At 69.5% G+C, this 22,262-nt stretch carries 21 protein-coding genes; 18 read left to right on the top strand and 3 right to left on the bottom strand.

Annotation, left to right across the window (positions count from 1 at the left end; genetic code table 11):
- The first annotated feature begins 27 nt into the window (after positions 1–27).
- The 14 genes from VFI59_06175 to VFI59_06110 all read left to right on the top strand — a co-directional run bounded on the left by VFI59_06175 (position 28) and on the right by VFI59_06110 (position 14,555).
- Positions 28–1,566, top strand: a complete 1,539-nt coding sequence (locus VFI59_06175) for a PQQ-binding-like beta-propeller repeat protein (GenBank protein HET6713278.1) — start codon at positions 28–30, stop codon at positions 1,564–1,566.
- Complete coding sequence (locus tag VFI59_06170) at positions 1,563–2,531, top strand: hypothetical protein (GenBank protein HET6713277.1); 969 nt, start codon at positions 1,563–1,565, stop codon at positions 2,529–2,531. Before VFI59_06175 ends, VFI59_06170 begins: the two co-directional genes overlap by 4 nt.
- Before the next feature lie 175 nt (positions 2,532–2,706).
- A complete protein-coding gene (gene rpsB, locus VFI59_06165) occupies positions 2,707–3,699 on the top strand; it encodes a 30S ribosomal protein S2 (protein HET6713276.1) in 993 nt (330 codons plus the stop codon).
- Complete coding sequence (gene tsf / locus VFI59_06160) at positions 3,696–4,337, top strand: translation elongation factor Ts (protein HET6713275.1); 642 nt, start codon at positions 3,696–3,698, stop codon at positions 4,335–4,337. The genes rpsB and tsf overlap by 4 nt, the downstream gene beginning before the upstream one ends.
- Positions 4,338–4,384: 47 nt before the next feature.
- Positions 4,385–5,113 carry a UMP kinase gene (pyrH, locus tag VFI59_06155; GenBank protein ID HET6713274.1) on the top strand — a complete coding sequence of 243 codons (729 nt, stop codon included), beginning with the start codon at positions 4,385–4,387 and terminating at the stop codon, positions 5,111–5,113.
- A 9-nt stretch (positions 5,114–5,122) separates the two neighbouring features.
- Positions 5,123–5,686 carry a ribosome recycling factor gene (frr, locus tag VFI59_06150; GenBank protein HET6713273.1) on the top strand — a complete coding sequence of 188 codons (564 nt, stop codon included), beginning with the start codon at positions 5,123–5,125 and terminating at the stop codon, positions 5,684–5,686.
- On the top strand, positions 5,683–7,410 hold the full coding sequence (locus tag VFI59_06145; protein ID HET6713272.1) for a phosphatidate cytidylyltransferase: 1,728 nt from the start codon (positions 5,683–5,685) through the stop codon (positions 7,408–7,410). Before frr ends, VFI59_06145 begins: the two co-directional genes overlap by 4 nt.
- A gap of 45 nt (positions 7,411–7,455) precedes the next feature.
- Positions 7,456–8,613, top strand: coding sequence for a 1-deoxy-D-xylulose-5-phosphate reductoisomerase (gene dxr, locus VFI59_06140; protein ID HET6713271.1), 1,158 nt, complete (start codon positions 7,456–7,458; stop codon positions 8,611–8,613).
- An 11-nt stretch (positions 8,614–8,624) separates the two neighbouring features.
- The gene (locus VFI59_06135; GenBank protein ID HET6713270.1) at positions 8,625–9,770 is read left to right on the top strand and encodes a M50 family metallopeptidase; all 1,146 of its coding nucleotides are present in this window, start codon (positions 8,625–8,627) and stop codon (positions 9,768–9,770) included.
- Positions 9,771–9,874: 104 nt separating this feature from the next.
- On the top strand, positions 9,875–10,570 hold the full coding sequence (locus tag VFI59_06130) for a response regulator transcription factor (GenBank protein HET6713269.1): 696 nt from the start codon (positions 9,875–9,877) through the stop codon (positions 10,568–10,570).
- Positions 10,567–11,934 carry an ATP-binding protein gene (locus tag VFI59_06125; protein HET6713268.1) on the top strand — a complete coding sequence of 456 codons (1,368 nt, stop codon included), beginning with the start codon at positions 10,567–10,569 and terminating at the stop codon, positions 11,932–11,934. The genes VFI59_06130 and VFI59_06125 overlap by 4 nt, the downstream gene beginning before the upstream one ends.
- The gene (locus VFI59_06120; GenBank protein ID HET6713267.1) at positions 11,931–12,380 is read left to right on the top strand and encodes a secondary thiamine-phosphate synthase enzyme YjbQ; all 450 of its coding nucleotides are present in this window, start codon (positions 11,931–11,933) and stop codon (positions 12,378–12,380) included. Before VFI59_06125 ends, VFI59_06120 begins: the two co-directional genes overlap by 4 nt.
- Positions 12,381–12,421: 41 nt before the next feature.
- Positions 12,422–13,519: a flavodoxin-dependent (E)-4-hydroxy-3-methylbut-2-enyl-diphosphate synthase gene (ispG, locus tag VFI59_06115; protein ID HET6713266.1), complete on the top strand. Its 1,098-nt coding sequence runs from the start codon at positions 12,422–12,424 to the stop codon at positions 13,517–13,519.
- 64 nt (positions 13,520–13,583) lie between these two features.
- Positions 13,584–14,555: a hypothetical protein gene (locus tag VFI59_06110; protein HET6713265.1), complete on the top strand. Its 972-nt coding sequence runs from the start codon at positions 13,584–13,586 to the stop codon at positions 14,553–14,555.
- Positions 14,556–14,565: 10 nt separating this feature from the next.
- Here the strand turns inward: VFI59_06110 and VFI59_06105 are convergent, their stop codons facing one another.
- The 3 genes from VFI59_06105 to VFI59_06095 are packed head-to-tail and all read right to left on the bottom strand — an operon-like array spanning position 14,566 to position 17,256.
- A complete protein-coding gene (locus tag VFI59_06105) occupies positions 14,566–15,144 on the bottom strand; it encodes a TIGR03086 family metal-binding protein (protein ID HET6713264.1) in 579 nt (192 codons plus the stop codon).
- A 58-nt stretch (positions 15,145–15,202) separates the two neighbouring features.
- On the bottom strand, positions 15,203–15,769 hold the full coding sequence (locus VFI59_06100; GenBank protein ID HET6713263.1) for an aminodeoxychorismate/anthranilate synthase component II: 567 nt from the start codon (positions 15,767–15,769) through the stop codon (positions 15,203–15,205).
- Positions 15,766–17,256 (bottom strand): anthranilate synthase component I family protein, encoded by a 1,491-nt coding sequence (locus VFI59_06095; protein HET6713262.1) that lies wholly within the window; start codon positions 17,254–17,256, stop codon positions 15,766–15,768. Before VFI59_06095 ends, VFI59_06100 begins: the two co-directional genes overlap by 4 nt.
- 324 nt (positions 17,257–17,580) lie before the next feature.
- Between VFI59_06095 and VFI59_06090 the strand changes: the two genes are divergently transcribed.
- The 4 genes from VFI59_06090 to VFI59_06075 form a co-directional block, all read left to right on the top strand.
- Positions 17,581–19,353: a hypothetical protein gene (locus VFI59_06090; protein HET6713261.1), complete on the top strand. Its 1,773-nt coding sequence runs from the start codon at positions 17,581–17,583 to the stop codon at positions 19,351–19,353.
- A 74-nt stretch (positions 19,354–19,427) separates the two neighbouring features.
- Complete coding sequence (locus tag VFI59_06085) at positions 19,428–21,134, top strand: proline--tRNA ligase (protein HET6713260.1); 1,707 nt, start codon at positions 19,428–19,430, stop codon at positions 21,132–21,134.
- A gap of 129 nt (positions 21,135–21,263) precedes the next feature.
- Positions 21,264–21,731, top strand: coding sequence for a ribosome maturation factor RimP (gene rimP / locus VFI59_06080; GenBank protein ID HET6713259.1), 468 nt, complete (start codon positions 21,264–21,266; stop codon positions 21,729–21,731).
- The coding region (locus tag VFI59_06075) for a NusA N-terminal domain-containing protein (protein ID HET6713258.1) at positions 21,728–22,262 on the top strand (535 nt) is incomplete at its 3' end. The genes rimP and VFI59_06075, both read left to right, overlap by 4 nt.

Raw genomic sequence — 22,262 nt, 5'->3', positions numbered from 1 at the left:
AGCGCCGGCGTTTAGGATGGCGCGGCCGTGCTGACCTCCCTGGTGCGTCTCGCGTCGTCCCGCCGTGCCCTCGGCACGGTGGTCGCTGCTGCGTGCGTGCCCGTGACGCTGGCGACCGGCCTCGCCGCCGCCCAGGTCGCGGGCTCTTGGACCGAGTTCCAGGGGGGACCGGCGAAGACCGGCGTCGCGGCCGAGGGCCCCGATCCCGGATACCGCCGAGCGTGGAGCACCGCGGTGGAGCCGAGCGGTCCCGGGAACCGGTTCGGTCTGTCGGCCCCGGTGATCGCCGGCGACGTCGCGGTCGCGGTCGGAGCCGATGCGGTGATCGGCCTCGACGTCGGGTCGGGCGAGCAGACGTTCGCGGTCGATCGCGCTGCAGGTCCCTCGGCGCCCGCGGCCTCGGCCTCGCTCGGCGACCGGACGGCGATCGTGTACACGGAGGGGTGGGGTGAGGGCCCGCCGCCCGAACCCGGCGCCGAGGAGGCTCCGAGCCCGTCGGCGAGTCCACCGGCCGCGGTCGGCTCCGACGAGGTCGTCGCGGAGTCACGCCTGGCCGCCTTCGATCTGGAGAGCCAGGAATCGCTGTGGCCACCTGTGCCGCTCGACGGCGTGAGCCGCACGGGAGTCACCGTCGACGGTGGGTCGGCGTTCGTCGGCGTGAACGGCGGCACGGTGATCTCGGTCGACCTCGCCGACGGCCGCGTCGACTGGCGCCGGGAGCTCGATGCGATGCTCGTCACCCCGCTCGCCGTGACCGATGCCACGGTGCTGGTGGGCCTGCAGGGCGACACCGACACGCAGCCCGTGATCGTCGCGCTCGACGCCGGCACCGGCGAGGAGCGGTGGCGGCACGAGCCCTCGGCGCGATCGTCCGTGGTCTCCGCCGTCTCCGCCGACAGGGGCACTGCGTTCGCCATCTTCGCGGGCCTGTCCGAGACGTCGGTCGTGGCCCTGGACCTGGCCGACGGCGCCGAGCGCTGGAGCCGCCGCGTGAACTCCACGTTCGACGTGATCGCGCCTCCCGTCGTCGGGGCGGAGTCGGTCTTCGTGACCGACCTCATCGGTCACACGCGTGCGTTCGACGCGACCTCGGGCGAGCAGCGCTGGGACTTCGCGCAGAACGCACCGGTGTTCCGCAGCGTGCCTGTGCTCGTCGGCGCCCACCTGCTCGTGCCGACCCTCGAGGGGGAGCTCGGCGCGATCGACGCCGAGACGGGCGAGCTCGTCTGGCGGTTGCCTGCGGACGGTGCCCCGCTCCGCTCCCTCGCCCCGGCGGGCGAAGTGCTCGTGGCGACGCGTGGCGGGGTTCGATCGGGCGTCGACGCCCTCGAGCACGATCCCGACGCCGTGCTCGTCCGAGAGGCCTCGCCCACGACGTTGGCGGTGGGTCGCATGGTCGGCGCGATCGCGATCGCGGCGATCCCGTTGCTCGTCCTCGTGCTCCTACTGGGACGGATGCTCGCCGCCCGCATGGGCCCGGCCTTCCCGGGAGACGAGGCGCCGGGCACTGAGGACGAGCCGGTCGTCGACCCCTGGGAGACGGACGCCGAGGACCCGACGTCGTGACGAACAAGCACAAGCGCTCGAAGCCCCGCGACCGCGCCGACGGTCAACGATCCTCCCCACGGGCGACCGACGGAACGCAGGCGGCCCCACGGCGTGGGTTGCTCGACTCGATCTTCACCCCACGGGTGACCGGCTCGACATCGATGCCGAGCATCCGTGCCTCGGCTGCGCGAGGCGTCACCGTCGTCGCGGGCACGCCGGTGATCGCGATGGGCTCAGTCGTGCTCGTCGTCCTCGAGTGGCTCGCTGCGCTGGCGCTCGGGTACGAAGGGCCGTTCGCGCTGTTCGTCAACGTCCTCGGGTTGGCGCCGATCGGCACGAGCTTCGACGCCACGCTGTCCACGGCCCTGTTCGGCTTGCAGGGCGGGTTCTTCGCGATCCTCGGGTTCGTGGCGTTCCGCGCGGTGGTGCAGGCGCTCCTCGTGGCGGCGGTCGTGGAGATCCTCCGCTCGTCGCCCCTCGGCCGATGGACCCTGATACGGGCGATCCGGACCCTGCCGGTGTCGCTGGCCGTCAACATCGCCGGCATCGGGTTGCTGACCCTCGCGAGCCTCCTCGGCCCGTTGCTCGGCCCGGCGTTCGGGCTCCTGATCCAGATGGCCGCGCTGGTCGGCGGCGTCTACGTGCTGAGCTTCGCCCCGGTGATCGCGGCCGACGAGGGCCGCCGTCTGTCCGACGCGATGAGCCGGTCCGTCAGGGCCGCCCGCATGCCGGGTGCCGGCAACCTCACGCTCGCGGCGATCTACGTCGTGGCCTCGATCGCGCTCCTGGTCGTGCCGGGCAAACCGGGATCGGACCTCGGGGTGAACCCGACCGTTGCGGCGTGGGCGATGGTGCTCGTGGCCAACCTCCTCCACGTGGTGATGCAGGCGACGGTCGCGTTCCGCTACCTCTCGGTGGCCGACGAGGTGCCGGAAGGCGCCCCGAGGCGGCAGGTGGCGCCTCGCGGGCGATCCCGCGGTTGACCGACCCTCCGCCACGGTCGATGGCGGAATCGCACTGTTAGACTCGCCGCGCCGGCGCATCCGCGCCGAGCTCACACGTTCGGGGACCGCATCGCCGGGGTCCCGCGCCTCACGAAGGCGGGCCGGTGACGGGAGGATCCGGGCGGAGGACGAAAAAACCGAGAAGGAGGCATCCGTGCCTGTCGTGACCAGGCGGGAGCTCCTCGAAGCGGGCGTGCACTTCGGCCACCAGACCCGTCGGTGGAACCCGAAGATGCAGCGATTCCTCTACGGGGAGCGCTCCGGCATCTACATCATCGACCTCGAGAAGTCCCTCGCCGGGCTCGAGGAAGCCCACGAGTTCGTGCAGGGCCTCGGCCGTCGGCGCGGCATCGTGCTGTTCATCGGCACGAAGAAGCAGGCTCAGGAAGTCGTGCAGGAGCACGCCACCCGCATCGGTATGCCGTATGTGAACCACCGCTGGCTCGGCGGCATGCTCACGAACTTCACCACGATCTCGAAGCGACTGCTGCGCCTGCGCGAGCTGCACGAGATGGATCGCACCGGCGCCCTCGACTACCTCCCGAAGAAGGAGGCGATCAGGCTCCGGCACGAGCGCGACAAGCTCACGCGCAACCTCGGCGGCATCCAGGACCTCGAGCGTCTGCCCGACGCCGTCTTCGTGATCGACACGAAGAAGGAGCACATCGCGGTCAACGAGGCCCGGAAGCTGGGCATCCCCGTGATCGCGATCATCGACACGAACTGCGACCCCGACGAGGTCGACTACGCGATCCCCGGCAACGACGACGCGATCCGCGCCGTCAGCCTCGTGACCCGCGTGGTGGCCGACGCGCTCGCGGAGGGCTACGGCATGGCCAAGGACGAGGACGTCGAGCGCGTCACCGCACGCGCGGCCGTGCCCGCGCCCGCCGGACCGCGCTCGACGGCCGCACCCGCGAGGGTCGAGGAGCACGAGACCCCGTCGGCGGAGGACGCCGCCGCGATCGCTGCGAGCACGGTCTTCGAGCCCGACTCGCCCGAGGCTCCGGCAGCGGAAGCGCCCGCCGAGCCGATGCCCGGCGATGCGGCCGAGCACGGCGAGGACGCCTCCGAGGACGCCGTCGTGACCGATCCGGTCGAGGCCGTGGCCTCGGCCGTCACCGATACGCCAGAGGAGACGGCATGAGCGACTACTCGCCTGCCGCCGCCGAGGTGAAGCAGCTCCGCGATGCCACCGGCGCCGGCATGATGGACTGCAAGAAGGCCCTGATCGAGTCCGGTGGTGACCTCGATCGGGCCGTGGAGTACCTGCGTGAGAAGGGCCTCGCGTCGGTCGCCAAACGTGCCGGTCGTTCCGCCAACCAGGGGCTCATCGATGCGTACGTGCACTTCAACAACACCGTCGGGGTGCTCGTCGAGGTCAACTGCGAGACCGACTTCGTGGCCAAGACCGAGGACTTCCAGCAACTGGTGAAGGACATCGCGCTGCACATCGCGAGCCCCTCCGCGCCGCGGTTCCTGACCCGCGACGAGGTGCCGCAAGACGAGATCGATCGGGAGCGCCACTTCGCCGAGGTGCAGGCCAAAGAGGCCGGCAAGCCCGAGAGCGTGATCGAGAAGATCGTCGAGGGGAAGATCAACGCCTACCTCAGGGACATCGTGCTGCTCGACCAGCCGTTCGTGAAGGACGACTCGAAGACGGTGCAGCAGCTGCTCGACGAGACGTCGGCCAAGGTCGGCGAGCGCATCGCGATCCGCCGGTTCGCGCGGTTCAAGCTGGGCGAGGCCGGCGACGACGAGGCGACCGACGGCGGCGAGTCGTAAGGTCTGGGTCGACCACGAGCGGTAGGCCCGACGGGGGAGGGGAGCGCATGGCCGACGACGGAGGCACTCCGCGAGCCCAGTACGGGCGCGTGCTGCTCAAGCTCTCCGGCGAGGCCTTCGCTCCGGCCGACGCCGAGTACGGCATCAACACCGACGCCACGGCGCTGATCGCCCGCCAGCTGGCCGAGGTCGTCGACTTCGGGGTGCAGACGGCCGTCGTCGTCGGCGGCGGCAACATCTGGCGTGGCCGGCAGGCCCCCGGCATCGATCGCAACCGTGCCGACTACATGGGCATGCTGGCCACGGTGATGAACTCACTGGCCCTGCAGGACGCGCTCGAGAAGATCCACGTCACGACGCGGGTTCAGACGGCGATCTCGATGACCCAGCTCGCCGAGCCGTTCATGCCGCTGCGCGCCCGTCGCCACCTCGAGAAGGGGCGCGTGGTGATCTTCGCCGCAGGCCTCGGCGTGCCCTTCTTCTCGACCGATACCTGCGCCGCCCAGCGAGCCCTGGAGATCGGGGCCGACGCGTTGCTCAAGGGCACCAAGGTCGACGGGGTGTACACCGCCGACCCCGTCCTCGACCCGTCGGCCAAGCGCTTCGACGACATCGAGTACGTGGACGTGCTGAAGGAGGGCTACCAGGTCATGGACGCCACCGCGATCTCGCTGTGCATGGAGAACAAGCTGCCGATCATCGTCTTCAACCTCCGCGAGGAAGGGAACATCCGACGCGTGGTCAACGGCGAGCAGATCGGCACGCTCGTCCACTGAAGGAGTCCGATGACGATCGATTCCAGCCTCAAGGATGCCTCTCACAAGATGGAGCAGGCGGTCACCCACCTGAAGGACGAGCTGTCGGCGATCCGCACCGGCCGCGCGACCCCTGCGGTGCTCAACCGAGTCACCGTCGAGTACTACGGCACGCCGGTGCCCTTGAATCAGCTCGCCTCGATCAACGTGCCGGAACCTCGGCTGCTCTCGGTGCAACCGTTCGACAAGGGCGCGATCGGGGCGATCGAGAAGGCGATCCAGTCCAGCGATCTCGGCATCACCCCGTCGAACGACGGTCTGGTGATCAGGCTGGCCTTCCCGCCCCTCACCGAGGAACGGCGAAAGGAACTCGTCAAGCAGGTCCACGCTCGCGCCGAGGAGGGCCGCGTCGCCGTGCGCAACGTTCGGCGCCACGCCAAGGAAGAGATGGAGAGGCTTGAGCGCGAGGGCGGCATCTCGGAAGATGACCTCGTGCGAGGGGAGAAGGAGCTCCAGAAGCTGACCGACCGACACGTGGCTGAGATCGACGAGATCCAGGACCACAAGGAGCAGGAGCTCATGGAGGTCTCGTGACGGGCGACAAACGCAACGGCGACGATCTGTTCGAGGACCTCGACAAGTTCTTCGCGCCGATCAAGGACGTGGATTGGGACGAACCGGCGTCGGCCGGGGCCCGTGAGACGCCGAGCGAAGAGCACGTGTCGGTTCGCGCCGACGAGCAGGAGGTCGCCGGCCCGGCGACGCCCGTCGAGCCAGAGGCATCCGAGCGGCCCGAGGAATCCGAGGACGAGGACTGGTACGACACCACGGTCCTGGAGACGATCGAGGGCATCGGCGCCGACGACGAGCCCGAGGTCGAGGTCGTCGCCGTGGGCGAGGTCGCCGACGAGGAGATCGGCACCGAGGTCGTCGGGGAGGACGTGGAGCCGGTCCCCGGTCAGGCGGGCCTGTTCGGCCAGGGCCACGAGACCGAGGACGAAGGCGACGGCGGATGGGAGGTCTCGGCCGACGACGAGGCGGTCGTCGGCGAGTACGCCGAGGCGACCCTGGTGGGCGACGACGAAGAAGCGGGCGAAGGCATCGATACCGAGACTGCCCCGATCGCCACGATCGACGAGCTGATGGGCGACGTGGAGTCGCCCGGCGAGGGCGACGTCGAGCAAGCCGCCGAGTACTTCGCGCCGTCGGTCCGCGACGAAGCCGCCGAGGAGCCCGAGCAGGTCGTGGTCGGTGCCGAGGGCGTTGGGTGGGACGACGGTTCCGCCGTGACACCCGACGTCGGCGGCACCCTGATCGGCGAGCTCGGGCCCGACGAGGTCGAGCAGGACATCCTCTCCGATCTGGCAGGGGCCGAACCCGAAACCGAGACCGTGATGGTGGGCGCGGGCGAGGGGCTCGGCGGCCCGAGCTGGCAGGAACCGGGCGCCGTCGAGGTCGGCGCCGACGTCGAGCGCAGGGGTCCCGGCCCTGGCGAACGAGACGTGCCGGCCGCGTTCCTGACCGGTGCGGTGCTGGCGATCGCGGCGCTCGCGGCGCTGCTGATCGGTGACTGGTTGTTCGGATTCCTCGCTGCTGCGATCGTGCTGCTGGCGCAAGGAGAGCTCTTCGGCGTGATGGTGAAGCACCGCCGTCAGCCGGCCACCGCCGTCGGGCTGATCGCCGGCGCCCTGATGCTCGCCGCCGCGTACTTCCGGGGTGAGAGCGCAGTGCTCGCGATGTTCACGCTCGGTGTGGCGGCCACGTTCCTGTGGTTCATGTCCGGGCCCGCGAGCGCCCGCAAGGACGTCACCGCCAACGTCGGGCTCACGATCCTGAACATGGCGTGGGTGCCCTTGCTCGGCAGCTACCTGCTGGTCCTGCTCCAGGGCGAGAGCGGCACGTCGCTCGTCGTCAGCGTCATCGGCCTGACCTTCGTGTACGACACGGCGGCGTTCCTGTCTGGCTCGGTGTGGGGCGGTCAGTTCTTCCAGCGCCCGCTCGCCCCGACGGTGAGCCCGAAGAAGTCGATCGAGGGCGTGATCATCGGTTCCCTCGTGACGGTCGTGGTCGCGGTCACGCTGGTGACCTCGTTCGTGGATCCCTTCGAGAACCTTCGCATCGAGGCGCTGCTACTCGGCCTCGTCGTCGCGGCCGCCGCGACGTTCGGCGATCTGGCGGAGTCGCTGGTCAAGCGCGACGTGGGCATCAAGGACATGGGCAGCATCCTGCCGGGACACGGCGGTGTGCTCGACCGGATCGACTCGCTGCTGTTCGTCGCGCCTGCGGCGTTCTTCCTGTATCGCATCATCGTCGCCTGATCGTCGTTCCGAGCGTTCTGCCTGGCTCGGGGTACCCTTGAGCGCATGAAGTCGTTGACGATCCTCGGCTCCACAGGGTCGATCGGCACGCAGGCGCTCGATGTCGTCCGCCATCACCCCGACCGGTTCAAGGTCGTCGGGCTGTCCGCGGCCGGGGCGAACCTGGAACTCCTCGCCGGGCAGATCCGGGAGTTCCTCCCGCCCGTCGTCGCGATCGCCGACGAGGATGCCGCCGTCGACGTGAAGGCGAAGATCGGCGCTGTGCCGGGTGTCGAGGTCGTCGAGGGCCCTGACGCCGCCGAGCGCCTGGCCGGCGAGACCGAGGCCGACCTGGTCTTGAACGCGCTGGTCGGCTCCGCCGGACTCGCACCCACCCTCGCCACGCTGCAATCCGGGAAGACGCTCGCTCTGGCCAACAAGGAGAGCCTCGTCGTGGGCGGCGAGCTCGTCACCGATCTGATCAAGGGAGAGCCCGAGCGCCTGTTGCCCGTGGACTCCGAACACGCCGCGCTCGCGATGGCGACGCGGGGCGAACGACGCGAGGATCTGAAGCGCGTCGTGCTGACCGGCTCGGGTGGGCCGTTCCGCGGCTGGACCCGCAACGAGCTCGCGAAGGCCAGCGTCAAGGAAGCGCTCGCCCACCCCGTGTGGACGATGGGGCCGAAGATCACGATCGACTCGGCGACGCTGATGAACAAGGGACTCGAGGTGATCGAGGCGCACTACCTGTTCGACCTCGAGTACTCCTCGATCCACGTGCTGATCCACCCCGAGGGCTTGGTGCACGCGATGGCCGAGTTCCGCGACGGCAGCCTGCGCGCCGAGATGGCGACCCCCGACATGCGACTGCCGATCCAGCTCGCGCTCGCCTGGCCCGAGCGCCTGCCCTCCGGCGTCGAACCGGTGCCGCTCACCGACCGCCCGCTCACGTTCGAGCCAGTCGACCGCGAGGCATTCCCCGCCGTCGACCTCGCGTACCGTGTCGGCGGTCTCGGCCTCACGTTCCCGGCGGTGATGAACGCGGCGAACGAGGTCGCCGTGATGGCGTTCCTCGAGGGGAAGATCCCGCTCACACGCATCGTCGAGCTGGTGCAGACCGTGGTCGACGAGCATGAGCCCGCTTCGGTCGTCTCGATCGTCAGCATCGAGCGCGCAGACGGCTGGGCGCGTCAGCGAACCGCCGAGCTCGCCGAGGAGCGATAGGTCCTTCCCCCATGAACTTGTTCATCGGCGCCCTCATCTTCCTGCCCTTCCTCACGGTGATCATCGCGATCCACGAGCTGGGCCACTTCCATTTCGCGCGCCGCTTCGGCATGAAGGTCACCGAGTACTTCATCGGCTTCGGACCCTGGAAAGTCTGGGCGAAGCGCAAGGGCGAGTTGGAGTACGGCGTGAAGCCGATCTTCGTGGGCGGGTACGTGAAGATCGCCGGCATGAACCCGTTCGAGGAGAATCCGCCCGAGGACACCTCTCGCCTGTACGGGTCGAAGCCGATCTGGCAGCGCGCGGTCACGATCTTCGCCGGGCCGGGCACGCACTTCGTGGTGGCGGCGCTGATCTTCGCGGTCTGGCTGATGGTCTTCGGCGATCCGCGAACGGCACCGCTCACCCCCCTCGTGATCGACCAGGTCGAGGTCACGATGAACGGCGACGAGTCGCCCGCGGCGGCCGCCGGCATCGAGGCAGGGGACCGCATCGTGCGGCTCGGCGGAACGCCCGAGCCGACCTCCGAACAGCTCACCGAGATCGTCACATCCCAGGTCGCGGACCGGCCGGGTCAGCCGCTCGTGGTCGTGGTGGACCGGGGCGGGGAGCGCGTCACGCTCTCGGTCGTACCCGAGCTCGCCGAGGTCGAGGGGGAGACCCGCGGTCGCATGGGCGTGATCGTGGCGCCGCCCGACCCCGAGCCGAGCGGTGTCGTGGCCGCGCTCGTGGGCGGCGTGAAGGAGGTCGGGTTCGCGGTCCGTGAGTCGTTCTCCCAGATCGGAAGGGTGTTCGGCCCCGAGGGTGTCGGGCGTGTGTTCGGCCTGCTCTTCAACGACGAGCCACGGACCGTCAACGATGCGGCGAGCGTCGTGGGCATCAGCCAGCAGGTCGGTGCGACCTCGTCGGCAGGGGACTGGTCGACGATCCTCTACCTCTTCGGGTTCGTGACGGTGTTCGTCGGCCTGATCAACCTCGTGCCGTTACCGCCGTTCGACGGCGGGCACCTGCTCACCCTCGCGATCGAGAAGGTGCGCGGCAAGCCGGTCGACATGCGCACCCTGATCCCGATCTCGGCCGCGGTGATGGCGTTCTTCGTGATGTTCGTCGGGGCGACGATCGTGCTCGACGTGACCAAGCCGATCACGCTGCCGTAGACCCGTTCGGGTCCGTTCACCGGATCCGTTGCACCCGAACCGCCGCCACGATATCTCAACACGACCTCGGACCGCAGCACACATGCCCCGGATACGATGCTCGCGTGAATCAGCAGACCGTGCTCGTCGTCGACGACGAGGAATCCATCGCCGAAGCCGTGAGGGCCCGGCTCGAGTCCGAGGGCTATCGGGTGCTCGTGGCGCTCGACGGCCCCGACGCGATCGAGCAGCATGCCGCGCATCACCCCGACCTCGTCGTGCTCGACCTGATGCTCCCGGGCATGGACGGCCTCGAGGTTTGCAAGCAGATCCAACGCGACGGCTGGACGCCGGTGCTGATGCTCACGGCCAAGACCGAAGAGGCCGACAAGGTCGCCGGTTTCGCCGTCGGGGCCGACGACTACCTCACGAAGCCGTTCAGCCTGCGTGAGCTCGCCGCGCGGGTGAAGGCGATCCTTCGACGCATGGAGCGCATGGGCGAGCAGAAGGACACCGGTCCGATCGAGCATCACGGGCTCGTGATGGACCCCAACCGACGCCGGGTCACCGTCGACGGCGAGGACGTCGGGCTCACCCCCCTCGAGTTCGAGATCCTGCTCACCCTCGCCCGTGACCCCGGCGTCGTTCTCTCCCGCGATCAGCTGATGGACCGCGTCTGGGGCTACCGCGACTTCGCCGGCGGGCGGGTGGTCGACTCCCACGTCGCGCGCATCCGTCGCAAGCTCGGCGAGGACGGCAACGAGCCGAGGTTCATCCGCACCGTGCACGGCGTGGGGTACGCGTTCCAGGAACGGTCGTGAGCTCCCGGCCGCTCGAGCGCTTGCCCACGATCCGCGGCAAGCTCGGCAGCACGATCGTCTTCGCCGTCGCGATCACGCTGTTGATCTCGTACGTCCTCATCGGCTTCGCGCTTCGCGAAACCCCCAAGGACTCCGAAGCGATCGACGCGCTCTCGCTCGCCAAGCGCCTCGCGAGCGGCTCCCTTGCCGATCCGCCGCCCGACGCGATGGTCGTTCGTCGCACCGCCGTCGGTGAGGTGACCGTCGAGGGTGTGAATCTCGGGGTGCTGCCGCCCGACACCCCGGGGCGGCTGCCCCGGTGGGGCGTGATCGGCAACCACGTGTGGGCGTCGATCCCCACCGACGACGGCGGCAGTCTCATCGTCCTCTACCCGTCGCCGACCCGCGGGTTCTTGGGACGCATGTCGGCGACGCTCGGGTTCCTGCAGAGCGAATGGCGGCCGTTCCTCGCCGCGGGTGCGATCGCGGCCGTGATCGCTCTCGCGATCTCTCGGTGGCTCGCCCGCGGCATGACGCAGCCGCTGCGGGACATGGCCGAGGCCGCGCGTCGCATGGAGACCGGCGACTATTCGACCCGCGTGCACACGAACTCGCGCGACGAGGTCGGACAGCTCGCGGTCGCCTTCAACCGCATGAGCGCGGAGCTCGAGCTCCTCGAGACGTCGAGGCGTGACCTGGTCGCCAACGTCTCCCACGAGCTCAAGACGCCGATCACCGCGATCCGGGCGCACCTGGAGAACCTGCTCGACGGCGTCGAGGAGCCGAACCACGAGGTCCTACAGGTCATGCTGGCGCAGTCCGAGCGACTCGGCCGCCTCGTGGAGCAGCTGCTCGACCTCTCGAAGCTCGAGTCGGGTGAGATGCCGCTGCGCCGCGAGGAGGTCTCGCTCGGCCCGCTGGTGACGCAGGTGATGTCGGAGATCGAGGTGGCGAGCGCCGATCGCGACGTCGACGTGCGCAGCGACGTGCCCGACGATCTGCCGTCGATCGAGGCCGACCCCGAGCGAGTGCACCAGGTGATCTTCAACCTCGTCGACAACGCTGTCCGGTTCACCCCCGAGGGAGGCGAGGTGCGGATCGAGGCGCACCGTCACAACGGCTCGGTCGAGGTGAGCGTCGCCGACACCGGGGTCGGCATCCCGCCCGAGGCGCTTCCCCGCCTGTTCGAGCGCTTCTACCGCGTCGACCCCGCGCGAGCGCGCGAGGACGGCGGAACCGGGATCGGTCTCGCGATCGCGCGGTCCGTCGTGGAGGCACACGGTGGCACGATCCGTGCGGAGAGCGAGCCCGGCCAGGGCAGCACCTTCACCTTCGATCTGCCGGTCGCTCGTCCGGCGGCCCCCACGAACAGGAGGGATCCGTGAAGTCAGTCACCACCACCGTCACGACCTCGGCCCCGGAGCGATACGCGTTCCTCGACCTCACCGACGACCTTCGCCGGGCGGTCAAGGATTCCGGTGTGACCGAGGGCGCCGCGATCGTCTTCTGCGCCCACACGACGTGCGCGCTGCTGATCAACGAGTGGGAGGACGGTGCGATGGCCGACTTCCGACGCCACCTCACCGACCTCGTGCCGCACGAAGGCGTCTACTACCAGCACGACGACTTCGAGGTCCGCACGCAGAACATGAACCCCGACGAGCGGGAGAACGGCCACGCGCACGTGAAGGCGATGCTGCTCTCCGCGACCTCGCACGCGATCCCGGTGGTCGCGGGCGAGCCCGCCTTCGGCACGTGGCAGCGGCTGATCCTCTTCGAGATGGACGAGCCCAAGGATCGGACGGTCACGTTCCAGGTGTTCGGCGGCTGACCGCGGCCGGCGGAACGCAGGAGCCTGGGAGACTGGCGGGCGTGGGCATCGAGCGCAGGAAGAGCCGGCAGATCGATCTGGGCGGCGTCGCGATCGGCGGCGACGCTCCCGTGTCGATCCAGTCGATGACCACGACGAAGACCGCCGACATCAACGCGACCCTGCAGCAGATCGCCTCCCTCGTCGCGGCCGGCGTCGACATCGTGCGCGTCGCGGTGCCGCATTGGGAGGACGCCGAGGCCCTCGTCGCGATCGCCGCGAAGTCCACCGTGCCGGTCGTCGCCGACATCCACTTCCAGTGGAAGTACGCGATGGCCGCGTTGGAAGCCGGCATCCAGGGCCTTCGCATCAACCCCGGCAACATCAAGTACCAAGACAAGGTGCGGCTGATCGCGCGAGAGGCGAAGGATCGCGGCGTGCCGATCCGGATCGGAGTCAACGCCGGGTCGCTCGAGCCAGACCTGCTCGCGAAGTACGGGAATCCGACCGCCGAGGCCCTCGTCGAGAGTGCGCTGAACGAGGCGCACATCCTCGAGGACGAGGACTTCCTCGACATCAAGATCAGCGTGAAGCACTCGAACCCGCTCGTGATGATCGAGAGCTACCGGCAACTCGCTGAGGCGTGCGACTACCCACTTCATCTCGGCGTGACCGAGGCGGGTCCGATGCCGCTCGGCGGCGTGAAGAGCGCGGTGGGCATCGGCACGCTGCTCGCCGAGGGCATCGGCGACACGATCCGCGTCTCCCTCACCGACGATCCGGTCGAAGAGGTCAAGGTCGGCACGACGATCCTGCGATCCCTGGGGCTCCGCAAGCGCGGCCTCGATCTCGTCGCGTGCCCGTCGTGCGGCCGGGCCGAGGTGAACGTGTTCGAGCTCACGCAGAAGGTGAACGCTGCGATCGAGAAGGAGCGCTTCAGCGTGCCGATGCGGGTCGCGGTGATGGGCTGCGTCGTGAACGGGCCGGGGGAGGCGCGTGAGGCCGACGTCGGCATCGCCAGCGGCAACGGCCTCGGGTTCATCATCCGCCAGGGCGAGGTGGTGGCGAAGGTGCCCGAGAGCGAGCTCGTCGACGCCCTGCTCGCCGAGGCACGCGCCGTCGCCGCCGAGAAGGTCACCGCCGGCGAGCGTGCCGACTAGTCCGAACCGACGAGCGGCGGAACGGACTCAATCCGCCGACCACTCCGGGCCGATACACGCCGCAATGAGTCGAGCTCGCGCCGCCGCCGCCGCCTCGGTCGCCGCAGTCGCCGTCGTCGCGATGGTCATGCCCTCGACGGCGGGACCGGCCGGCCGCGGGCCCGTGCCCGGCACGACGTGCGAGGTCTTCCCGGCCGACAACGTCTGGCGGATGGACGTCTCGGCCCTGCCGAAGCATCCGAAGAGCCAGATCTGGAAGCGTTCGAGCCACGCGGGGTCGACCGATCTGCATCCCGACTTCGGCCCGCCGGCGTACGGGATCCCGTACGGCGTGGTCGACGCGTCGCACGGCGACGCGGCGGTGGACTTCCAGTATGCAAGCGAGAGCGACGACGGCCCGTACCCGTTCGGCCCGGACGTCGCGATCGAGGGCGGCTCCGACCGTCACGCGCTGATGCTCGACCGGGACGCCTGCACCTTGTACGAGCTCTTCAACGCACGGTGGAACGGCGGCGACCCGACCGCCGGTAGCGGCGCGATCTTCGACCTCGGCTCGAACGACCTTCGCCCCGCGGGATGGACGAGCGCCGATGCAGCCGGACTGCCGATCTTCCCTGGCCTCGTTCGATGGGACGAGGTGCAGGCCGGTGAGATCGACCACGCGATCCGGTTCACGGTCGCCTGCACCATGCGACGCTTCGTGTGGCCCGCCCGGCATCAGGCCGGGTTGAGCGACCGCCGGTGCCCGCCGATGGGAGCCCGGTTCCGACTGAGGCAGGGGTTCGACATCTCCGGGTTCAGCCCGAATGCGCGGGTCGTGCTGCTCGCCATGCAGCGCTACGGCTTGATCGTCGCCGACAACGGGAGCGACTGGTACTTCCAGGGCACGGTCGACGACGGGTGGACCAACGGCCTGCTCGATCAGCTGAAGGAGGTGCCCGCGGGCGCGTTCGTGGCGGTCGACGCCAGGGGATGCCGCGTGTCGAAGGACAGCGCCGAGTTCGCGTACGGACCGGACTGCCCGGCGCCGGATTGACCTCGTTCGGTCAGCCGAACGGTGCGGCCGGACTGCGACCCGACAACGCGACCAGCCGGGTCGACGCGTCGGCGTCCTCGGATACCTCGACCGGCGGGGCGAGGATGCCTGCTTCGACCCACCCCGCAGCCTGTGGCGCGAACCAGACGTACAGTTCGCGTGCGACCTCGTCGGGGATCACGTGCGCGACGCCGATCGCCTGAGCGACGTCCCACCCGTGGATCGACGCGTCGAACAGCATCTGCGTGAGGTACTCGTCCGGGGTGAGCTCTCCGCCCGACGTGTGCACCGGCACGTCGAGGCCCGACGTTCGGACGGCCTCGACCGCCGCCCGTTTCGCGGCACGCCATGCACCGATCGGATCGTCGCCCAGTCGGTCTCCCTCGTACCGGCTGCCGACCTGCGCGAGGGTCGCGCCAGCGACGAGGTCGGGCACCCACAGGGTCTCGTAGACGAGATGGTCGACGAGCGCGCGCAGGTCCCACTCCGTGCACGGGGTCGGGTCCGTCCACCGTTGCGACGTGATCGTCGCCACGTGCCGGTCCACCTCGTCGAGCGCCCGGAGGTAGCGGGCTGCCACGTCCTGCATCGCGTCCTCCCGTGCGGTGTGCGCGCACGGTAGCACCGCGCCGCCGACGATCGCGGTCTCAGCCGACGAGCGCGAGGAAGTTCCGCACGATCTTCGGGCCCTCAGGGGTGAGGATGCTCTCCGGGTGGAACTGCACCCCGAACCTGGGCAGCTCGCGATGCCGGGTACCCATCACGAGTCCGTCCTCGGTCCAGGCGGTGAGCACGAGCTCGTCGGGCAGCCGGTTTCGCTCCACGATCAGCGAGTGGTACCGGCCGGCCTCGAACGGATCATGGACCCCTTCGAAGATGCCGCTGCCGTCGTGACGCACCGACGAGGCCTTGCCGTGGACGGGTTCGGTGCGGTCGACCGCACCGCCGTACTCGATGCCGATGGCCTGGTGCCCGAGGCACACCCCGAGCACGGGCGTGCCGGCGGGGAGGGCTTCGAGCAGTTCGGTGAAGCACCCCGCGGATTCGGGGCGACCCGGGCCCGGCGAGAGGATCACCGCTGCGGGCACGCGCGCGACGAGCGCCTCGGCCGGCTCGGCGTCGCTCTTCACGACCTCGGTCTCGCGTCCGAGCGACTCGACCAGCTGCACGAGGTTGTAGGTGAACGAGTCGTAGTGATCGACGACCAGGATCATCGGACCGCCTCCTCGGCAGCCGGGTGGTCGACCCGGCCGGGCGCGACCGCCGGCAGCAGGGCCGAGGCCTTGGCCTTCGTCTCGTCGAGCTCTGACTGGGGGTCGGAGTCGGCTACGACGCCCGCGCCCGACTGCAGGTGGGCACTCCCATCCTTGACGACCGCGGTGCGGATCGTGATGCAGAAGTCCAGATCGCCCTGGAACGTGCAGTAGCCCACCGCCCCACCGTACGGCCCGCGGGCGTCGGGCTCGTGGGACGCGATCAGCTCCATCGCTCGACGCTTGGGGGCTCCGCTCAGGGTGCCGGCCGGGAACGTCACCGAGAGGGCATCGAAGGGGTGCATGTCGTCGCGCAGGTCGCCCTCCACCGTCGAGACGATGTGCATGACCTTCGTGAACCGCTCGACCTCCATCAGCTGGGACGGCGCGACGCTTCCCGCGGTGCACACGCGCCCGAGGTCATTGCGGGCGAGGTCGACGAGCATCGCGTGCTCAGCCTGCTCCTTCGGATCGGCGAGCAGCTCGTGCTCGAGCAGACGGTCGCGGACCTCGGTCTCTCCTCGGGGGCGGGTGCCCGCGATCGGGCGGGTCGACACCCGGCCGTGCTCGACGCGGACCAGCGGCTCCGGTGACGAGCCGGCGAGCTCGATGCCCATCATCCGCACGAAGAACATGTACGGCGCGGGGTTCGCGACCCGCAGGCGCCGGTAGATCGCGTAGCCACCGTCCGGCGCGGGGAACGTGACCCGTCGCGACGGCACCCCCTGGAAGATGTCTCCGGCCCGGATGTGCGCCTTGAACGAATCGACGATCTCGAGGTAGCGCTCGTCGGGCATGTTGGGCTCGCCCACGATGTCGGACGCTCCCGCCGGCATCGCGGCGAGTGGGGGAGGCGTCGCGTGCTCGATTCGGTCGGCCAGGTCCTCCACGGCGTCGACGCCGTCGTCGTAGCGGCCCCCCGGCACGTGGGAGACGAGCAGGAGGCGCTGCTTCCAGTGGTCGAACACGACCGCCCGGTCGACCACGAGCAGGGCGATCGGCGGCACCGGTGCAGACGAGGGGTCGGGAACCGGGTGGCCGTCGAGCAGCGTCGCCGCCTCGAACGCCACGTACCCCATCAACCCGCCGGTCAGTGCCGGCAGGTCGGGCTGTCGCGGAGCTCGCAGCGAGCGAGCGACCTCGATCAAGGCCTCTCGGGGGGCCCCGATCCCCGGTATGAACGGAAGCTCCCGGACGACGTCGACGATCCGCAGGCCGTCGCGATCGGCCACGATCGTGGCGGCCGGGTCGCCGGCCACGAACGAGTACCGGCCCCATCGCTCGGAGCGCTCCACCGATTCCAGGAGCAGCCCCGGACCGTCGCCGGCGAGCGCGGGGAACAGTCCCACGGGCGTGGAGACGTCGGAGAGCAGCTCAGCCCAGACCGGGACGAGCGGCCACTCGGCCGCGAGGGTATCGAACGTCTCGCGGTCGGGTCTGATCTGCATGTCCACGGTGCGGCGTCTCCTCAAGAGAACGAACGACCCCGGGGGTCGCCCGGGGTTCGCGGTCGTCGAGGCGGAGCGGTGATCGTCAGGCGAACGCGAGCGCCGGGGTGTCGCCCCAGCGCCAGGACCAGCGGAACGCCCGCGTCGACATCCTCCGATTGTGACCGCTGGGCCACGACGACGTCAACGACGCACCGGCTGCACGAGTCGCGTGAGGATCACCCGGCCGGCCGACGAGCATGCGTTACCGGAGGGGCTATCCTGTGCGCGCCGCGGTGCCATCGCCTGGATGGCCGCGAAGGCTGGAGGGGTTCAGTGAAGAGGATGTGGATACGCGCCGTCGCGACGGCGACGGCGCTGGGCCTGGTCGCCGGGGCCATCGCCTTGGCCGCGACCGGCACCACCACGGCGCCCAGACGGCCGGTGCGCGCGCTAGGTGCCAACGCCGACGGCGCCGTCGGTCTCGCGGAGGGCGAGGGCGGCGCGCGGGCCAGGCCGGTGTCCGGCAAAGTGGCGAAGCCGCACCGCACGGCGTCGTTGGCAGCCCTGCCCCAGCATCGGCCGACGAGGGTGCCGTGGGTGAAGAAGGAGCTGCGGCTCGAGGCGGGCGCGGAGGCGGACGCCGGGGAGCAGCGGCCCGCTCTCGATTCGTCGTCGACGCTCGACGAGGCCGACGGTGCGCTGCAGACCGAGCGTGGGGCGATCCAGATCCCGGCACCCGACCTCGAGGTCGGCGGGCTCGGCGCCGCGGCGAACCCATTCAAGCTCGTGCCGCCGGACCCGAACGGTGACGTCGGCGGTGGGTTCTACCTGCAGATGGTCAACGTGGCGTTCGCGATCTACGACGCCGACACGGGGGCCAAGATCGAGGGGCCGACCTTCATGTCGTCGCTGTTCGATCCCGCGACGCAGAAGCTCTGTGCGAGGCACGACGACGGCGATCCGATCGTCGTGTACGACGAGTACGCCGACGTCTGGTTGATCTCGCAGTTCGCCCTGAACTTCAACACGCCGAGGTTCGCGGAGTGCATCGCGGTCTCCGACACGAGCGATCCGACGGGTGCGTGGGTCGCCTACCAGTTCGACTACCCGAACCAGAACGTGTTGAACGACTACCCGAAGCTCGGGGTGTGGCCGGCGGCCAACAACTCCGCGTACTTCGCCTCCTTCAACCAGTTCCGCTGCAGCTCGAACGTGTGTGATTTCGACTGGCGGGGTGCGGGGGCGATCGCCTATGAGCGCGACGCGATGATCGCCGGCCTTCCTGCCGGGCAGATCTACGTGAACCTCTACGGCACCGACCCGAACCTCGGTGGCCAGCTGCCGTCGGACGCCGACGGCGCCTTGACGCCGGGTGCGAACCAGCCGAACGTGTTCATGCAGTTCGATGCGAACGAGTGGGGCTATCCCCATGATCAGCTCGAGCTCTTCGAGTTCACGGTCGATTGGGCCACCGACACGGCCACGTTCATCGGACCGACGCTGCTGACGACGGAGCCCTTCAACCCGTGGATCTGCGGAGTGGGGAAGACCTTCTGCGTGCCGCAGAAGGGCACCAAGACCAAGGTCGACGCGCTCAACGATCGCCTGATGTTCCGGCTGCAGTATCGGCACCTCGGGGCGGGCGACGCGCGCATGGTCGTGACGCACACCGTCCGTGCGGCCACGAAGCGGGCCGGGCTGCGCTGGTACGAGCTGATGGACGACGGCAGCGGCTGGGCGATCGTGAATCAGGGCACCTACTCGCCCGACGACACGAAGAGTCGTTGGATGGGCAGCGTTGCGATGGACGCCGACGGCAACATCGCCACCGGGTATTCGCTCTCGAGCGGCAAGATCTATCCGTCGATCGCGATCGCAGGTCGCACAGCGGGGGGTCCGGCGGACACGTTCGACCTCGCCGAGCGGAAGGTGTTCACGGGTCTCGGATCCGTGGACGGTCAGTTCGGCAGGTGGGGTGACTACTCCGACATGACCGTGGCCGAGGACGGCTGCACGTTCTACTACACGCAGCAGTACTACAAGAAGACCGGTCAGTGGAAGTGGGCGACGCGCATCGTTCGGTTCCAGATCGACCCGAGCGCCTGCGTCGCGTAGGCGTCGAGCGGTGCGTCGAGGGCCCCGGGCGAAGCCCGGGGCCCTCTCGCGTTCACCGGTATCCTGTGCGGCCTATGCGTCTGTCGAAGCTCTTCGTCCCGACCCTGCGTGACGACCCAGCCGATGCCGAGATCGCCTCGCACCGGTTGCTTCTGCGGGCGGGGTTCGTACGCCAGGTGATGGCGGGCGTGTACGTGACGCTGCCCCTCGCGCTTCGCACGATGCGCACGATCGAGGCGATCGTGCGCGAGGAGATGGACGCCTCGGGGGCATGCGAGATCCGCATGCCGATCGTGTTGCCCGCCGCGCCGTGGCAGGCGACGGGGCGCTACGACCTCTACGGCGACACGCTCTTCAGGTTCACCGATCGCCACGATCGGCAGCTCGTGCTCGGGCCCACCGAGGAGGAGGTCGTGACCCCCCTCGTGGCCGGTGACCTGCCCTCGTATCGAGACCTGCCCGTCAACCTCTACCAGGTCGAGTGGAAGTACCGCGACGAGTACCGGCCACGGTTCGGGCTGCTGCGTGTGCGCGAGTTCCTGATGAAGGACGCCTACTCGTTCGACCGCGACGAGGCCGGCCTTCGCGAGAGCTACCGGGTGATGTACGAGGCGTACGAGCGCATCTTCGACCGGATCGGCCTCGACCTCGCGATCGTGGAGGCCGATCCCGGCCAGATCGGCGGCGGCGTGAACCACGAGTTCATGGCGCGCGCCGCCGTCGGGGAGGACCTGTTCGTGGAGTGCGAGAACGGCGACTATCTCGCCGACACCGAGGCGGCGCGTCCGACGGCGCCCGAACCCGCCCCGCCCGGGTCGGAGCCGCTGACCGAGGTGGATACCCCCGAGACGCCGACGATCGAGTCGCTCGCGACCTTCCTCGGCATCGAGGCATCGCGCACCCTCAAGTGCGTATTGTTCGACGTCGGCGGGCGCACGGTGGCCGTGCTGGTTCCGGGTGACCGCGACGTGAACGTCAACAAGCTCGAGAAGCTCGTCTTCCCGGCGCAGGTTCGTCCGCTCGACGACGACGACTTCCCCGCGCGGGGCTTCGTGAAGGGTTACGTGGGACCGCAGGGCTTCGGCGACGACGTGGAGGTGTTCGCCGACCACCTCGTTCGGGGCGGGAACGACTGGGTCACCGGCTCGAACACCGTCGATCGCCACGTCACCGGCGCGAACCTCGACCGGGACTTCCGGGTGGACCGTTGGGAGGACCTGGTCGAGTTCCGGGAGGGCGATGCGTGTCCGATCGACGGTGGGCGGCTCCGGCTCGGGCGATCGATCGTGGTGGCGCACATCTACGAACTCGGGACGAGGTACTCCGCGCCCCTCGAAGCGACGTTCCAGGACGAGGACGGCACCCAGAAGCCCTACGAGATGGGGTGCTACGGCATCGGCATCAGCCGCATCCTTGCGGCGATCGTCGAGCAGCACCACGACGATGAGGGCATCGTCTGGCCGGCCCACCTCGCCCCGTTCCAGGTCGTCGTGATCATGGCCGGCACCGACGACGAGCGGGTGCGCGAGACCGCCGAGCGCATCTACCAAGGCCTGTGCGATCGAGGCGTCGAGACGCTGCTCGACGACCGTGACGAGCGCGCGGGCGTGAAGTTCGCCGACGCCGACCTGATCGGGTATCCGGTGCAGGTCACCGTGGGCAAGCGGGGGCTGGCTGAAGGATCCGTCGACCTGAAGCTGCGAGCCTCGGGGGAGCGTTCCAGCGCAAGGGTCGAGGGCGCCGTGCAAGCGGCCGTCGACCTGCTCTCGAGCGCCCCGTAGGCCGCGGCGACCGCACCGGGCCGTTCCCGCAGGTCGTGGGCTATACTCGTCTGCGTACAGGAGCTTTCAGACGTGTTTGCCGGAGGTGGGCTCGCGCCCACCTTCTCGTTCGTAGGGGAGGGTCGAGCGGTGGATGTAGAAGCGCTGCTCAGGCCCGTGATCGAGGCAGAGGGCTTCGAGCTGTACGACGTGACCCGGGGTCGCGAAGGGGGACGGAAGGTCCTCCGGGTGATCGTCGACGGGCCCCACGGGGTCGACATCGACACGTTGGGCAGGCTCTCCGAGCGCGTCTCGAGCCATCTCGACGACGAGGGGTACGAGACGGGTCCGTACGACCTGCAGGTCTCCTCGCCGGGGCTCGAGCGGCCGCTGAAGCGACCCGAGCACTTCAGCCGGACGGTGGGCGAGCAGGTGAGAGTGAAGACGACGGCGCCTCTGGCCGGTTCGAGGACCCATACCGGCACGCTGGCCGCCGCCGACGACGACGGCATCACGCTCGTCGTGGGCGACGAGGAACTCCGCGTGCGGCACGCCGACATCGCGTCGGCGCGCACGGTCATCGACTGGGGCGCCGAACTGAAGAGGAGCAACGCATGAACGCCGAGATGATCGCGGCGCTCCGAGAGCTGGAGCGCGAGAAGGGCATCGCCTTCGAAACGATCCTGACGGGTCTGGCCGAGGCGATGGCCTCCGCATACAAGACGTGGTGGAAACAGGAGAACCCCGACGCCGACGACGACTTCGTGGGCTTCCGCGCCGAGCTCGATCCCGAGACCGGTGACCTGCGCATGTGGAAGCAGGAGCTGGAGGAGATCGAGGTGCCGGCCGCCGAGGAGGGTGGCGAGCCCACCCTGGAGATGAAGGTCCTCGGCGAAGCAGAGGTGGAGGTCACCGACGACTTCAAAGGCCGTATCGGCGCGCAGACCGCCAAGCAGGTGATCTTCCAGAAGCTGCGCGACGCCGAGCGCGAGATGACCTACGAGGAGTTCGCCGGTCGCGAGGGCGACGTCGTGACGGGCATCGTGCAGCAGCAGGAGCGTCGCTACACGTTGCTGGACCTGGGCAAGGTCGAGGCGTTGCTGCCGCAGGCCGAGCAGGTGCCGTCCGAGCCCTACCGTCACGGGGAAC

This window comes from Actinomycetota bacterium, assembly GCA_035697485.1.
Lineage (GTDB): Bacteria > Actinomycetota > UBA4738 > UBA4738 > HRBIN12 > JAOUEA01.
The sequence above is the reverse complement of the archived record's forward strand: the minus strand, read 5'-3'. Positions and strand labels throughout refer to the sequence as shown.